This is a genomic window from Micromonospora sp. NPDC007230, from assembly GCF_042869115.1.
In the GTDB taxonomy this organism is placed as follows: Bacteria; Actinomycetota; Actinomycetes; order Mycobacteriales; family Micromonosporaceae; genus Micromonospora.
On the sequence record NZ_JBIAFE010000015.1, the window covers coordinates 137694 to 151879 of the forward strand.

A 14186-nucleotide genomic window follows, 5' to 3' on the forward strand; every position below is an offset into this window, starting at 1 on the left:
GAGCGCAAGCGAGCGAATAGTCAGTACAGCGCCGTGATGCCTCATGCCGGCGCCGAGCGGAGCGAGGTGACGGCATGAGCACCCACACCGAGCACCAGGCCCCGGCGGGCCGGGAACCGCTCGACGTGCACGACCCCCGGCTCTCCCGGTTCGACGTGGTCCAGGAGGGCGCGCGGCGGGACGACATCGAGATCGTCCACTACGAGCCGCAGGTGGTCCCGGGCAGCAAGGCGGAGCGCCGGCTGACCCGCACGGTCGCCCTGATGTTCCTGCTGACCGGTGCGGCCGCGACCGCGTTCCTGATCATCTACATCTGGTGGCCCTGGGAGTGGGCGCCGGGCCGCGGCGGCGACAAGTACTTCACCCCGCTGCTCGGCCTGAGCCTCGGCATCGCGCTCCTCGGCATCGGCTTCGGCATCCTCACCTGGGGCAAGAAGCTGCTGCCCAAGGAGGTGTCGATCCAGGACCGGCACGACCAGCCGAGTTCCCCGGACGACCGCAAGATCACCGGCGAGACCATGCTCTTCCTGGCCGACGAGATGGGCGTCCGGCGTCGGCCGCTGCTCGGCGTCTCGCTGCTCGCCGGCCTGGTGCCGGTCGGCGCGGTCGTCGCGGCGCCGCTGATCGGTGGCCTGATCTCCGACCCGCACAAGAACAACCAGATGTTCACCACCGGCTTCAAGCCGGAGAACGGGAAGAAGATCCGGCTGGTCCGCGAGGACGGCCGGCCACTCCGCCCGGCGGACGTCAGCGTCGGCGGCCAGCTCACCGTCTTCCCGGGCATCAACGGCGGCGTGAGCAACAAGCACGCCGACTCGCCGACCCTGCTGATCCACCTGCGTGAGGAGGACGCGCAGAAGTCGCGCGAAGCCAACGCCCGGATCGGCCACGGCGACTACATGTGGGGCAACTTCGCGGCATACTCCAAGATCTGCACGCACGCCGGTTGCCCGGCCAGCCTCTACGAGCAGCAGACCAACCGGCTGCTCTGCCCGTGCCACCAGTCGCAGTTCCTCATCACCGACAACGCCAAGCCGGTCTTCGGCCCGGCCAGTCGGCGGCTGCCGCAGCTGCCGATCGAGGTGGACGAGGAGGGCTTCTTCGTGGCGAGGTCCGACTACACCGAAACCATCGGTCCCGACTTCTGGGAGCGGCCATGAAGCGCCGAAAGTTTGACGTAGCCGCGGTGCCGGCCAGGAGCGCGGGCGCGCTGGACGACCGCTTCCAGGCGGCCACCCCGCTGCGGAAGCTGCTGAACAAGGTCTTCCCGGACCACTGGTCGTTCCTGCTGGGCGAGATCGCACTCTTCTCGTTCATCGTCCTGATCCTGACCGGCGTCTTTCTGACCTTCTTCTTCGAGCCGGCGATGACCGAGGTCATCTACAACGGCAGCTACGCCCCGCTGCGGGGCACCCCGATGTCGGCCGCCTACGCCTCCAGCCTGAACCTGTCGTTCGACGTCAGGGGCGGTCTGATCATGCGGCAGATGCACCACTGGGCGGCCCTGCTGTTCATGGCCTCGATCGTGGTGCACATGCTCCGGGTCTTCTTCACCGGCGCGTTCCGCAAGCCGCGTGAGACGAACTGGATCATCGGCTCGCTGCTGTTCTGGGTCGGCTTCCTCGCCGGCTTCACCGGCTACTCGCTGCCGGACGACGGCCTCTCCGGCACCGGTCTGCGGATCGCCTCCGGCATCATGCTGTCGATCCCGGTGATCGGCTCCTGGGTCACCTCGTCCATCTTCGGCGGGGAGTTCCCCGGCACCATCATCATCAGCCGGTTCTTCATCGCCCACGTGCTGCTCATCCCGGGTCTGCTGGTCGCCCTGATCAGCGTCCACCTGGGCCTGGTCTTCAAGCAGAAGCACACCCAGTGGCCCGGCCCCGGCCGGACCAACGAGAACGTGGTCGGCGAGCGGATGTTCCCCCGCTACGCGCTCAAGCAGGGCGGCTTCTTCATGGTCGTCTTCGGCGTGATCGCGCTGATGGGTGGTCTGTTCCAGATCAACCCGATCTGGTACTTCGGCCCGTACGAGGCGTGGGTGGTGTCGGCGGCCAGCCAGCCTGACTGGTACGTCATGTTCCTCGACGGCTCGACCCGACTGATGCCGGCCTGGGAGATCAACATCCCGATCGGCGACGGCTACGTCATCCCGCCGCTGTTCTGGCCGACGGTCGTCCTGCCCGGCATCCTGGTCGGCCTGTCGCTGTTGTACCCGTTCCTGGAGGCCCGCCGCCTCAAGGACTACCGTCACCACAACCTGCTCCAGCGGCCCCGGGACGTGCCGGCCCGGACCGCGGCGGGCGCGATGGCCGTGGCCTTCTTCATCGTGCTGACCCTCTCCGGCGGCAACGACGTCATCGCCGACAAGTTCCACATCAGCTTGAACGCGATGACCTGGGCGGGCCGGATCGGCCTGCTGATCCTCCCGCCGCTGGCGTACTACTTCACCTACCGGATCTGCCTGGGTCTCCAGCAGCACGACCGGGAGGTGCTGGCCCACGGTGTGGAGACCGGCATCATCAAGCGGCTGCCCGACGGCCGGTTCGTCGAGGTCCACCAGCCGCTCAGCGAGGCCGACCACGACGGGCACGGCGCGCTGGACTACGTCGGCTGGGTGGTCCCGAAGAAGATGAACCGGCTCGGTGCCCTGGGCCCGGCGATCCGGGGCTTCTTCTACCCGATCGAGAAGCCGGCCGAGGCGCCGGTGTCGCCCGGGCACCCGCCGGTCGAGACCCGACCGGAGCGGGAGGAGATCACCAGCGGCGAGAGCCGCCGCTGACCCGCTCGCGCAGGACTGACCGTGGCGCCCGCCGGAATCCCCGGCGGGCGCCACGGCCGTTTCCGGGCCGGGTGTCCCGTCCCGCCCGCCGCGGGCCGGACGCTCCCGCTCCGGCGGCCCGCCACCCCCCGACACGGACGGGTGGAATCGCAGGAATAACCCCGGTCAGCCGGGTATCCGTGCGGTCCAACGAAAAAGGGGGGGAAACATGTTGGGTATCAAACGCCTCGGACTGCTCGCCGCCATGGTGGTGGTCGGGGTGGCGCCCGCCGCGGCGGCGCAGGCCGCGGCACAGCCGTCGACGCAGGACACCCAGTACCTGCAGGCGCTGCACCAGGTCAACCTGTTCGAGATCACCTCGGGCAACCTGGCCCAGCAGAAGGGCCAGAACGCGCAGGTGAAGGACCTGGGTAAGCAGTTCGTGACGGACCACACCCAGCTGGACCAGACGGTGAAGTCCACCGCGCAGCAGCTGAACGTCCAGCTGCCGAACAACCCGACCGCCGACCAGCAGAAGGTCCTCGACCACCTGAACACCCTCAGCGGCGCCGCGTTCGACAAGGCGTGGGTGACCGCTGAGCTGGCCGGCCACGTCCAGGCCATCCAGGCGACCCAGACCGAGATCTCGCAGGGCTCCGAGCAGTCGGTGATCACCGTGGCTCAGGACGCGCTGCCGGTTCTCCAGGCGCACCTCGACGCGCTGACGGCCCTGGCCCAGACACTGGGCATCCCGGTGCCGCAGACCAGCGCCAGCAGCGGCACGCCCAGCCCGGGCGGCAGCGCCACCACGGGTCCGGGTGGCACCGAGTCCCCGGCTCCGGGCGGTACCGAGTCCCCGGCTCCGGGCGGCACCAGCACCGAGACCCCGGCCCCGGGTACCACGGAGACCCCGGCGCCGAGCACCAGCTGACGCCGTACGGCCGATGGTGGCCGGTCCGCCCCTCTGGGGTGGGCCGGCCATCCGGCGTGTCGGGCTAGTCCGCGCCGGCCAGGCCGATCGCGAACGCCTCCTCCAGGTCGTGCTGCGAGTAGGCCCGGAACGCGATGTGCGACTCGGTGTTGATCACGCCGGGGACCTTGGAGATGCTGCCCGCGATGACCTGGGCGATCTGCTCGAACTCGCGGACCCGGACCATGGCGATCAGGTCGACGTGGCCGGCCACCGAGTAGACCTCGCTGACGCCGGGGAGGTTGGCCAGGGTCTCGGCCACCTCGGGGATGGAGTCGGTGGCGCAGTCGATCAGCACGATCGCGGTGATCACGGGACATTTCTCCGTTCGTCGACGTCGTGGCCCATGCTAGAGGCTCGCCCGGTCAGGCCATCCCCGGCTCGGGGATCCGGCCGGGACGGTCAGGTCGGTGCCGGCCCGGATCGCGTCGGCGAGGCGCTCCTCGGGGCCGACCGTCGCCCCGGGCCAGACCACCACCCGGGTGGCGGCGCCCCGGACCACCGCACCCGCCCCGACCACCGACCGCGCCAACCGCCCGGTGACCGTGGCGGTCGGATCGACCAGGCTGCCGGCGCCGGCCGCGTGCAGGTTCGCCGCCAGGTAGTCGGCGGGGGTGCCGGTGTCGTAGAAGGTGCCCCGGTAAGGCACCACGGTCAGCGCGCCGGCCGCCTCCGCCGGCCGCCACACCGACCGGACCAGGTCTCCGAAGGTCGCCGGCAGGTCGCGGACCAGCCGCCAGGGCAGCAGCGAGAACCCGACGAACACGTGGCCGCTGAAGGTGCCGGGGGCCGCCGGGTCGGCGGCGGGCTGGCCGAGCAGGCGTACGCTCCGCCCGTCCCAGCCGTCCAGCAGCGCCGCCACGTCCGGCCCCGGTGGGGCGTCCGGATCAGCCAGGTACGCGTCGGCGTTGCCGACCAGCACGCCCCGGCCGGCGATCCAGTCCCGCAGGTTGCCCAGCCCGCCCGCGGTGCCGAGCGGGTCGCCCGGCTCGACCGACAGGTGGGCCCGTCCGCCCGCGTGCGCGACCACCTGGTCGCCCAGGTAGCAGGCGTTCACCGCGACGCGCTGCGGACCGGCCAGGCCGAGCCCGGCCAGCCGATCGAGGGCCCGGTCCAGCAGCGCTACGTTGCCGACCGGGCAGAGCGCCTTGGGCAGCCGCCCGGTGAGCGGGCGCAGCCGGGTGCCCTCGCCCGCGGCGAGCACCACGGCACAGACGTCCACCGCCGCCCGCCAGCCGCTGCCGCTCGGACCGGTGGGACGCCCGGTGCCGGCAGGGCCGGGACGCGGGCCGAGGCCGGTCACGGGGCCGGTGGCGCCGCCGGCGGGACCTCGCCGGCGCGCGGGCCGATGCCGTAGTGGGCGAGCAGGTTGGCGGTCGCGCGGCTCAGCCGCGGCAGGTCGTCCAGCGGGTGCCAGGCCGCCTCGAAGACCTCGGCCCCGTCCACCGTCAGTGCCGTGGTCGAGGCCGGCACCTCGGCCTCGAAGACCACGTCCACCCAGCCCTTGGCGTGCACCACGGCGTTGGGCACGGCCGGGCGGAGCCGGTCGGGGGAGAGCCGGACGCCCGACTCCTCGTACAGCTCACGGGCCGCGCCGACCACCGGCGCCTCGCCACGTTGCAGCAGGCCGGCCGGGAGGGTCCAGCTGTAGCCGGGCGGTTGGCGCAGCAGCAGGATCCGCCCCGCGCCCTCGGCCTCGGCGTCCCGGACCAGGGTGACCGCGCCGACGACGTACTTCGGCACGGCGAGCCGCACCAGGCGACGCCGCAGCGGGACGGGGAGTCGGTAGAAGATCTGGTAGCCGATGGCCCGTCCGGTGGCACGCGCGCGGGGGATCATGCCTTCAGGCTAGTGGCCGGACGGCCCCGCCGGATGAGCGGCGTTCACCTACTGCCGGTGGTCGACGAGATCGATCAGCTGCTGGACCACCGTGTCCGGCTCGACGGCCCGGTCGAAGACCGCAACCAGCAGGGTCTCCAGGTCGGGGTAGCCCAGTTCCTCGGAGAGCCGCAGCAGCGGCAGGTCGCTGGCCAGGCCCCGGTTGTGCTTGCGCAGCGCCAGGCCGATGCTGGCCCGGCCGAGGCGTACCTTGTCGGCGATCGAGATGCCCGGCTCGGTGTGCTCGGCGAACCAGCGGTTGATCTGCATCTGCGCGTGCGGCGACTTGACGAAACGCAGCCACTCCCGGCGCGGTCCGCGCGGCGCCGCGTCGGCCTCGAAGCCGCTCTCCGCGTCGCTCTCGGTGAAGATCTCCACGACGTCGCCCTCCTCCAGTTCCGAGGAGAGCGGGGCCAGCCGCCCGTTGATCCGCGCGGCCAGGCAGTGGTCGCCCCGTTCCCGGCCCAGCTCGTAGGCGAGGTCGACCGGGGTGGCACCGGCCGGCAGGACGATCTGCCGCCCGTCGGCGACGACCTGGACCTGCGCCTCCGCCAGGTCGCAGCGCAGCGACTCCATGAACTGCGTCGGATCCACCGTCTCCTGCTCCCAGTCGAGCACCCGGCGCAGCCAGGCCAACTCGGCCGCCCGGTCGGCGGCACGCCCGGCGGCGCGGGGGAAGCGGTAGTGGGCGGCCACGCCGTACTCGGCGGAGCGGTGCATCTCCTCGGTGCGGATCAGCACCTCCACCGTCCGGTCCTGCGGGCCGCAGACGCTGGTGTGCAGCGAGCGGTAGAGGTTGTTCTTGGGGGAGGCGATGAAGTCCTTGAAACGGCCCGGCACCGGCCGCCAGAGCCCGTGCACCGCGCCGAGCGCCGCATAGCAGTCGGTGGCCGGGCCGTCCACCACGATGGCGATGCGGGGCAGGTCGTAGGGGGCGGTGTGGCCGCCCGCCACGGTGTCCTTCCAGATCGAGTAGAGGTGCCGGGGGCGGGGGGAGACCTCCGCGTCGACCCGGCTGCGGCGCAACGCGGCCCGGGTCTTCGCCACCACGTCGTCGAGGTACGCGTCCCAGCCCGGCCGGTCGTGCACGTGCCGGGCGATCCGGGCGTGCTCCTCCGGCTGGAGATGCAGCAGCACCACGTCGTCCAGCTCGCGTTTGAGGGTCTGGATGCCCAGCCGGTCGCAGAGCGGGACGAGCACCTCCTGGGTCTTGCGGGCGATGCGTTCCCGGGAGGCGGCGGAGCGTACGCCGAGGGTGCGCATGTTGTGCAGCCGGTCGGCCAGCTTGATGATCAGCACCCGGACGTCCTTGCCGGCCGCGACGATCATCTTGCGGACCGTCTCCGCCTCGGCGACCTTGCCGTAGAACGCCTTGTCGAACTTGGTCACCCCGTCGACCAGGTGGGCCACCTCGCGGCCGAAGTCCTCCTGCAACGCCTGGAGGGTGTAGCGGGTGTCCTCCACGGTGTCGTGCAGCAGCGCGGCGACCAGGGTGATGGTGTCCATGCCGAGGTTCGCGCAGATCTGGGCGACCGCCAGCGGATGGGTGATGTAGGGCTCGCCGCTCTTGCGGAACTGGCCGCGGTGCATGTTCTCGGCGATGGTGTAGGCCCGCCGGAGCACCGAGGCGTCGGCGTTGGCGTGGCTGCCACGATGGGCGCGGACCAGCGCGTTGACCGGGTCGTGGTCGGTGGTGGGCCAGGTGAGCAGGGAGCGCAGCCGGCGGGTCAGCGGCAGCTCCCCGGGCTGGGTCGGAAGCGCGCCGCCCAGGGCGGCGCCGTGTCCGGCGTCGACGTCCACCTGGGACACCTCCTCACCCCGGCCCCCGGCCGTCGGGAGCGGCGACCGGGAGCAGGCCCGCGAAACGGGCAGGACTGCACTTCTCTAACAGCCTAAGGGAGTCGACGTAGTCCGATCGGACAGTTGGTCATGAGCGTTCGGTTGAGAGTTGGTGGGACGCTCCGTTCTCCGCCTTGGTCAGCAGGTCCCGGAACCGGCCCGCGCCCGCGATCGGGGACGCCCAGCCGGACGAGATTTCCACCAGCCGGGTCTCCGGTCGCTCCAACCAGGACAGGATGCGCTCGCTCTCCTCGGCGGAGGCCCGGGGGACCGGGCCGTGGCCGGGCAGCACGGTCTCGGCGGTGGCTCGGATCGCGTTGATGGTCGGTCGCGGATGGACACCGGGCGGGGAGACGCCGGCGCCGGCCAGCCGGCCGTACCGGACCAGGGCCAGCTCCCAACCGCCCCGGGCGGCCGGGCGGGCGGCGGCCAGCTCGGCGATGCCGGTCAGCCCGGCCAGGCGCTGCATCCGCACCGCCGCGCGCAGCACCGCGGCCAGCCGGCCGCGCACCACCGCGGCCTCCTCGTAGCGCCGGGCGCGGGAGAGCACCTCGATCCGGGCGAGCAGAGCGTCCACCACCACCTGCGGGTCGCTGGTGGTGGCGGTACGGAACGGGACGGCGGCGCGGTCGTCGTATTCCTCCGGGGTGATCCGGTGCTCGCAGGGCGCCGGACACCGGCCCAGCTCGGCCAGCGCGCAGGCCGGCATGGTGGTGCGCCGGGAGAGCCGGTGCGTGCACTGGCGCAGCGGCACGGCGTCGTGGAAGCCGGCGGCGGCCAGCTCGGCGGCCTGCTTCGAGCGGAACGGGCCCAGGTAGGCGGTGTCGGTGGGGGCGAGATCGCGCACGATGGACAGCCGCGGGTACGCCTCGTCGGTGAGCTTCAGCCAGACCTGGCGTTCCGGGTACTTGGAGCGCCGGTTGTACGGCGGGGCGTGGGCGGCGATCAGCCGCAGCTCGCGGACCTCGGCCTCGAGCGAGTGGGCGCACTCGACGGCCTGGACCCGCTCGGCGGCGGCCAGCATCTCGGAGATCCGGGCCCGCTTCTCCGCGGCGGTGAAGTAGCTGCGGACCCGGGTGGCGATGTCGCCGGAGGTGCCGACGTAGAGCGGCCGGTCGTCGGCGGCCCGGAAGATGTAGACCCCGGGCACCTTCGGCAGCCCGTCGGCGAGGTGCCGCTTGCGGCGCTGGGTGGGGGTGACCGCCCGGGCGAACTCGATCGCCTCGCCGACGGTGTCGACCCGGTGCCCGCCGAGCCGCCCGATCAGCCCGTGCAGCACGTCGACGGTGGCCTTGGCGTCGTCCAGCGCCCGGTGCGTCGGCTGCGTGGCTGTGCGGAAGTACGCGGCGAGCGTGCCCAGCTTGCGGTTGGGCACCTCGTCGCGGGTGAGCACCCGGCGGGCCAGCGCCGCGGTGTCCAGCACCCGCGGGTTGGGCCAGCGGTAGCCGTGCTTCGCGCAGGCGGCCTTGAGGAAGCCGACGTCGTACGGAGCGTTGTGGGCGACCAGCACGGCGTCGGTGATGAACTCCAGGAAGCTCGGCAGCACCTGCTCGACCGGCGGGGCGGGGATCAGCATGGCCTGGGTGATGCCGGTCAGCACGGTGATGAACGGCGGGATCGGCACGCCCGGGTTGACCAGGGTGGCGAGCACCCCCAGCTCCTCGCCGCCACGGACCTTCACCGCGCCGATCTCGGTGATCCCACCACCGTCCGGCGCGCCGCCGGTGGTCTCCAGATCGACGACCACGAAGGTGGTCGCGTAGAGCGGCAGCGCGGGGTCGACCCCCGAGCCCGCCGCCCGGTCCAGGCCGGCCAGCGCCTCCTGGACGTACTCCGCTCGCGTCACCCCGGGCACGCTAGCGGCGGGGTCCGACACTCCCGTCCCTCCCGTCCCAGGCGTTACCACGGGGCTAGGATGAGAGATCGGCTCACTCACCGGGCGGTGGGCCCGTCCGCGGTGGGAGACTTGCCACATGCCCCTCACCGAGCCGTACGACGACCACTCCTCCGAGGAGGAGCTGATGGCCGCCGTGCACGACGCCGGTGAGGACCCGGACGCGCCGGGCCCGGACCCCGCGGACCTCGCGGACGCCGCCGGGACCGACGCCGGTGCGGCGATCCCGCCCGAGCCGGAGCCCAGCCTGCCCGAGCCGGTCCGGCAGCGGATCGTGGCGCTCACTGCCGTCGTGCTGCCCGGGCTGCCCGCCGACGAGGTGCCCGTCCCGCTGCGCCGGATCGCCAAGTTCGCCCCCAACCGGCGCGCCCGGCTGGGTGCCCCGGCCATCGCCGCCCAGCTCACCGCCGACCCGTTGTTCCGGCAGCGGGTCGCCGCACGGGTGCTGGCCGATGCCGGCGACCTCGGCACGGCCGTGGTGGAGGGGACCGCCCCGGCCGCCGCCGACCCGGTCGAGGTGGCCGCCCTGGCCTACCTGGCCCGGCCTCGGGGGTGGCGGGAGCTGATCGAGGCGAGCGGCGCCGCGGTGCGCGCCGAGGCGGACACTGCGGTGGTGGCCGAGCTGGTCCGGGAGGCCGAGCAGCGGGCCACCCGCGCCGAGCACGACCGGGCCGTGGCCCGGGTGGAGGCGGAGAAGCTGCGCGACGAGCTCGCCCGGGTCCGGGAGGAGTTGGGGCAGCTCCGCGAGGAGGCCCGCCAGCTGGCCCGCGCGTTGCGGGAGACCCAGGCCCGGGAGCGCAAGGCCACCGAGATGCTCGCCACCGAGCGGGGCCGGGCGGCCCGGGCGGCGGCCGACGCCGACGCCGAGCTGCGCCGTGCCCGCGCCCGGCTGGCCGAGGCGGAGGCCGCGGCCGGGGTGGCCCGGGCCACCGCCAAGGAGGCCCGCTCGGTCGACGACGCGAAGCTGTGGCTGCTGCTGGAGACGATCGGGCAGGCGGCCGTCGGGCTGCGTCGCGAGCTGGCGCTCGACCCGGTGGACAGGCTGCCCGCCGACTTCGTCGCGGACGCCTTCGCCGACCAGGCGGCGGCCACCCCGGCCGGCGCGGCCGCCCGGGCCCGGGACACCGACGACCCGGCCCGGTTGGACCAGCTGCTCGCCCTGCCCAAGGCGCACCTCGTGGTGGACGGCTACAACGTCACCAAGCGGGGCTTCGGCGAGATGTCGCTGGAGCAGCAGCGCAAACGGCTGATCAGTGGGCTGGGCGGGATCGCCGCGCAGACCGGCGACGAGGTCACCGTGGTCTTCGACGGCGCGGAGCGGATCCACGGGCTGCCGCCGACGCCGCGCGGGGTGCGGGTGCTCTTCTCCCGCAAGGGGGAGACCGCGGACGAGCTGATCCGCCGGCTGGTCCGCGCCGAGCCGCCGGGCCGGCCGGTGGTGGTGGTCTCCTCCGACCGCGAGGTCGCCGACGGGGTACGCCGGCACGGCGCGTACCCGCTGGGCGCCGACTCGCTGCTGCGGCGGCTCGCCCGCTCCTGAGGCCACGGCTCGCCCCCGGTGCCTGATGATCGGATTCGGGGTGGCTGCTGCCTCGTTGTCCGGTTCTGTCATACCCCTGGCCTAGCGTCTTGGTGACCGACGGTGGTCGGGCGGCGACGGTCCCGTCTCCCGCCCGGCACCGGCGAGGCGTCTGGAGGCGTTGATGCTCATCGACTGCGACACCTGCGGGATCCGCGGCGCCGGCTGTTCCGGCTGCCTGGTGACCGCGCTGCTCGACACCGGCTCGCCGGCGGCCGACCTCGGTCCCGCCGAGCACCGGGCGATCGAGGTGTTCGCCCGGGCCGGCTTCGACATCGAGGTGCTCTCGGCCGAGATCGCCGGCTCCGCCCGGCGGCCGGGCCGCCGCCGGATCGCCTGATCCCCAGGGCGCGCCGCCCCAATCGCCGGGCGCCCGGTGCGGCCGGGTCCGGCGCGTCCCGCTGCCGCACGTTCCGCGAACTCGTGGATCATCGAGCCGGGTCCGGCGCTGCCGTACCGGGCAATAGGATGAGCGCTCACGGCGGGAGGAGCGGCATGATCCGGGTACGGCGCGACGGCGGGGTGTGGCGGTGACGCCGCGCGCCTGGGCGCTTCTCACCCTCGCCGGGCTGGCCGTCGTGCTGGCCGTCACCGCGGCGCTGCTGATCCCCTGGCACCGGCCCCCGGCGCCCCGCGCCGACCAGTTGGCCGCGTTGCGGTCGCTGCCGGTCGAGCAGGTGGCCCGGGGGCGGGCGTTCCACGGCGCGCTGCGCCCCGCCGGGTGGTCGGCGCTCGTGGTCGGCCTGGTGGTGGCCCTGGTGCTCGGGCTCACCCCGATCGGCGGTCGCCTGGTGGAGCTCGCCGGCCGGCCGTTCGGCGGGCACTGGATCGCCCAGGCGGTGCTCGGCGGGCTCGCCGTGATGCTCCTCGCCGACCTGCTCACGCTGCCCTTCGCCGCCTGGCGGCACACCGTGCTCACCCGCTACGGGCTGAGCACCCAGGGCTGGGGCGGCTGGGCGGTGGACCTGCTCAAGTCGTACGCGGTCAGCGCGGTCATCGGCGCGCTCGCCCTGCTCGGCTTCTACACGGTCGTCCGGCTCGCCCCGCGCTGGTGGTGGGCGTTCGGCGCGGCCGGCGCCGCCGCGCTGGTGGTGCTGCTGTCGTTCGTGCTGCCGGTGCTGGTGGAGCCGGTGTTCAACCGGTTCACCCCGATGGAGCCGGGGCCGCTGCGCACCGAGCTGACGAGCCTGGCCGCCCGGGACGGGGTGCCGGTCCGCGACGTGCTGGTCGCCGACGCCTCCCGGCGGACCCGAGCGGTCAACGCGTACGTCTCGGGGCTCGGGCCGACCCGGCGGGTGGTGGTCTACGACACCCTGTTGCGCGAGGCGACCCCGGCGGAGGTGACCAGCGTGGTCGCGCACGAGCTGGGGCACGCCCGGGACCGGGACGTCTGGGTCGGCACCCTGCTCGGGGCGCTCGGCGCCGCCGCCGCAGTGGTGGCCCTCTACCTGATCGGCTCCTGGCCGCCGCTGCTGCGGCTGGCCGGGGTCGACTCGGTCGCCCAACCCCGGGCGTTCCCGCTGCTGATCGCGCTGATCACGCTGGCCGGGCTGGCGGCCACCCCGGTGCAGGCGCTGGTGTCGCGGCGGGTGGAGGCCCGGGCCGACGCGCACGCGCTCGCGCTGACCGGCGACCCGGTCACCTTCGAGGCGATGCAGCGCCGGCTGGCCGGGGTGAACCTGGCCGACCCCGACCCGCCCCGCTGGGAGTACCTCTGGTCGGCGTCCCACCCGTCCACGGTCGAGCGGATGGCCGCCGCCCGCGCCTACGCCAGGGAGATCGGCAGATGAGCCGGACCTTGCTGATCACCAACGACTTCCCGCCGCGGCCCGGCGGCATCCAGTCCTTCGTGCACAACCTCGCCATCCGCCAGCCCCCGGGCTCCGTGGTGGTCTACGCGTCGAGCTGGCGGGGCGCCGCCAAGTTCGACGCCGACCAGCCGTTCGAGGTGATCCGGGAACGCACCAAGGTGCTGCTGCCCACTCCGTTGATCGCCCGCCGCGCCGCGCGGCTGGCGCGGGCGTACGACTGCGACACGGTGTGGTTCGGCGCGGCGGCCCCGCTGGGGCTGCTCGCGGCCGGGCTGCGCCGGCGGGCCGGGATCCGGCGGGCGGTGGCGCTGACCCACGGCCACGAGGCCGGCTGGGCCGCGCTGCCCGGCGCCCGGTCCGCGCTGCGCCGGATCGGGCGGGGCGTGGACGTCACCACCTACCTGGGGGAATACACCCGGGTCCGGCTGGCCCGGGTGCTTGACGGGGTGACCGAGCTGCGCCGGCTCGCGCCGGGCGTCGACGTGGAGACGTACCACCCGTCCGTCGACGGGGAACGGGTGCGGCTGCGGTTGGGCCTGGCCGACCGCCCGGTGGTGGTGTGCGTCTCGCGGCTGGTGCCGCGCAAGGGGCAGGACATGCTCATCCGGGCGATGCCGGAGATCCGCCGCCGGGTGCCGGACGCGGCGCTGCTGATCGTGGGTGGCGGGCCCTATCGGGCCACGCTGGAGAAGCTGGCCCGGCAGACCGGGGTGGAACGCGACGTGGTCTTCACCGGCTCGGTGCCGTCGGCCGAGTTGCCCGCCCACTACGCCGCCGGCGACGTGTACGCCATGCCCTGCCGGACCCGCAACCGCGGCCTGGACGTCGAGGGGCTGGGGATCGTCTACCTGGAGGCCAGCGCGACCGGGCTGCCGGTGGTGGCCGGCGACTCCGGCGGCGCGCCGGACGCCGTCCGGGAGGGCGAGACCGGGTACGTGGTCCGCGGCCGGGACGTGGCCCAGCTCGCCGACCGGGTAGCGACGCTGCTCGCGGACCGGGACCTGGCCCGTCAGCTCGGCGGGGCCGGCCGCGCGTGGGTGGAGAAGGAGTGGCGCTGGGAGACCCAGGCGGAACGGATGGCCGCCCTCCTCGCCGGCTGACCGGCGGAGGCCGACACCCCGCCGCACGCCGACGGCGGAGGTGCCCCGGTCGGGTGCGCCGGCGGACATGGCCTTGCAAATCACGGCACTGATGCGGCGGCCTGACCCCGCGCCTTCCCATCCGCCGCGCCTTCCCACCCGCCGGGCCTTCGCGGCCCGGCGGCCGCATGTCTCATTCGGACGCTACGACCTTGATGACGTGAACGACTCAGGCCGGGGTGGGCGGGTCGTTCGGTCCGGCGCCCGGCGCTGAATCGCCTGCGTCATCAAGTTCGTAGGTGGGGGCTAGGTGTACTCGCCGTCGCCGGCGATGACAGTTCCTTCGGACGCTTTGGAGCTGATAGCACGAACGAC

At 73.7% G+C, this 14186-nt stretch carries 12 protein-coding genes; 7 read left to right on the top strand and 5 right to left on the bottom strand.

Features of this window, described 5'->3' with window-relative positions; translation table 11 throughout:
* Positions 1–74 precede the first annotated feature (74 nt).
* The 3 genes from ACFYML_RS21930 (at position 75) to ACFYML_RS21940 (ending at position 3692) form a co-directional block, all read left to right on the top strand.
* Positions 75–1160: a ubiquinol-cytochrome c reductase iron-sulfur subunit gene (locus ACFYML_RS21930; protein WP_387422414.1), complete on the top strand. Its 1086-nt coding sequence runs from the start codon at positions 75–77 to the stop codon at positions 1158–1160.
* Positions 1157–2782 (top strand): cytochrome b N-terminal domain-containing protein, encoded by a 1626-nt coding sequence (locus tag ACFYML_RS21935; RefSeq protein WP_073833634.1) that lies wholly within the window; start codon positions 1157–1159, stop codon positions 2780–2782. Before ACFYML_RS21930 ends, ACFYML_RS21935 begins: the two co-directional genes overlap by 4 nt.
* Before the next feature lie 208 nt (positions 2783–2990).
* Positions 2991–3692, top strand: a complete 702-nt coding sequence (locus ACFYML_RS21940) for a DUF4142 domain-containing protein (protein ID WP_387422415.1) — start codon at positions 2991–2993, stop codon at positions 3690–3692.
* Between the two features lie 64 nt (positions 3693–3756).
* Here the strand turns inward: ACFYML_RS21940 and ACFYML_RS21945 are convergent, their stop codons facing one another.
* The 5 genes from ACFYML_RS21945 to ACFYML_RS21965 form a co-directional block, all read right to left on the bottom strand.
* Entirely contained in the window at positions 3757–4044 is a 288-nt protein-coding gene (locus ACFYML_RS21945; RefSeq protein ID WP_357435082.1) for an Lrp/AsnC ligand binding domain-containing protein, read from the bottom strand.
* 36 nt (positions 4045–4080) lie between these two features.
* A complete protein-coding gene (locus ACFYML_RS21950; protein WP_387422435.1) occupies positions 4081–4938 on the bottom strand; it encodes an NTP transferase domain-containing protein in 858 nt (285 codons plus the stop codon).
* Positions 4939–5030: 92 nt separating this feature from the next.
* Positions 5031–5570 carry an NUDIX hydrolase gene (locus tag ACFYML_RS21955; protein ID WP_387422416.1) on the bottom strand — a complete coding sequence of 180 codons (540 nt, stop codon included), beginning with the start codon at positions 5568–5570 and terminating at the stop codon, positions 5031–5033.
* A gap of 48 nt (positions 5571–5618) precedes the next feature.
* Positions 5619–7409 carry a RelA/SpoT family protein gene (locus ACFYML_RS21960; RefSeq protein ID WP_387422436.1) on the bottom strand — a complete coding sequence of 597 codons (1791 nt, stop codon included), beginning with the start codon at positions 7407–7409 and terminating at the stop codon, positions 5619–5621.
* Positions 7410–7536: 127 nt separating this feature from the next.
* Positions 7537–9294 carry a DEDD exonuclease domain-containing protein gene (locus ACFYML_RS21965; RefSeq protein WP_387422417.1) on the bottom strand — a complete coding sequence of 586 codons (1758 nt, stop codon included), beginning with the start codon at positions 9292–9294 and terminating at the stop codon, positions 7537–7539.
* 127 nt (positions 9295–9421) lie between these two features.
* On the opposite strand from ACFYML_RS21965, the gene ACFYML_RS21970 reads away from it, so the two are divergent.
* The 4 genes from ACFYML_RS21970 (at position 9422) to ACFYML_RS21985 (ending at position 13832) form a co-directional block, all read left to right on the top strand.
* Positions 9422–10882, top strand: a complete 1461-nt coding sequence (locus ACFYML_RS21970) for an NYN domain-containing protein (RefSeq protein WP_387422418.1) — start codon at positions 9422–9424, stop codon at positions 10880–10882.
* Positions 10883–11045: 163 nt separating this feature from the next.
* Entirely contained in the window at positions 11046–11261 is a 216-nt protein-coding gene (locus ACFYML_RS21975) for a hypothetical protein (RefSeq protein ID WP_357435089.1), read from the top strand.
* A gap of 190 nt (positions 11262–11451) precedes the next feature.
* Complete coding sequence (locus ACFYML_RS21980) at positions 11452–12711, top strand: M48 family metallopeptidase (RefSeq protein WP_387422419.1); 1260 nt, start codon at positions 11452–11454, stop codon at positions 12709–12711.
* Positions 12708–13832, top strand: a complete 1125-nt coding sequence (locus ACFYML_RS21985; protein WP_387422420.1) for a glycosyltransferase family 4 protein — start codon at positions 12708–12710, stop codon at positions 13830–13832. The genes ACFYML_RS21980 and ACFYML_RS21985 overlap by 4 nt, the downstream gene beginning before the upstream one ends.
* Positions 13833–14186 lie beyond the last annotated feature (354 nt).

Coding starts and splice junctions, on each gene's coding strand:
- ACFYML_RS21970 (WP_387422418.1), top strand. CDS start 9,422: ATGCCCCTCACCGAGCCGTACGACGACCACTCCTCCGAGGAGGAGCTG.
- ACFYML_RS21930 (WP_387422414.1), top strand. CDS start 75: ATGAGCACCCACACCGAGCACCAGGCCCCGGCGGGCCGGGAACCGCTC.
- ACFYML_RS21935 (WP_073833634.1), top strand. CDS start 1,157: ATGAAGCGCCGAAAGTTTGACGTAGCCGCGGTGCCGGCCAGGAGCGCG.
- ACFYML_RS21940 (WP_387422415.1), top strand. CDS start 2,991: ATGTTGGGTATCAAACGCCTCGGACTGCTCGCCGCCATGGTGGTGGTC.
- ACFYML_RS21985 (WP_387422420.1), top strand. CDS start 12,708: ATGAGCCGGACCTTGCTGATCACCAACGACTTCCCGCCGCGGCCCGGC.
- ACFYML_RS21955 (WP_387422416.1), bottom strand. CDS start 5,570: ATGATCCCCCGCGCGCGTGCCACCGGACGGGCCATCGGCTACCAGATC.
- ACFYML_RS21975 (WP_357435089.1), top strand. CDS start 11,046: ATGCTCATCGACTGCGACACCTGCGGGATCCGCGGCGCCGGCTGTTCC.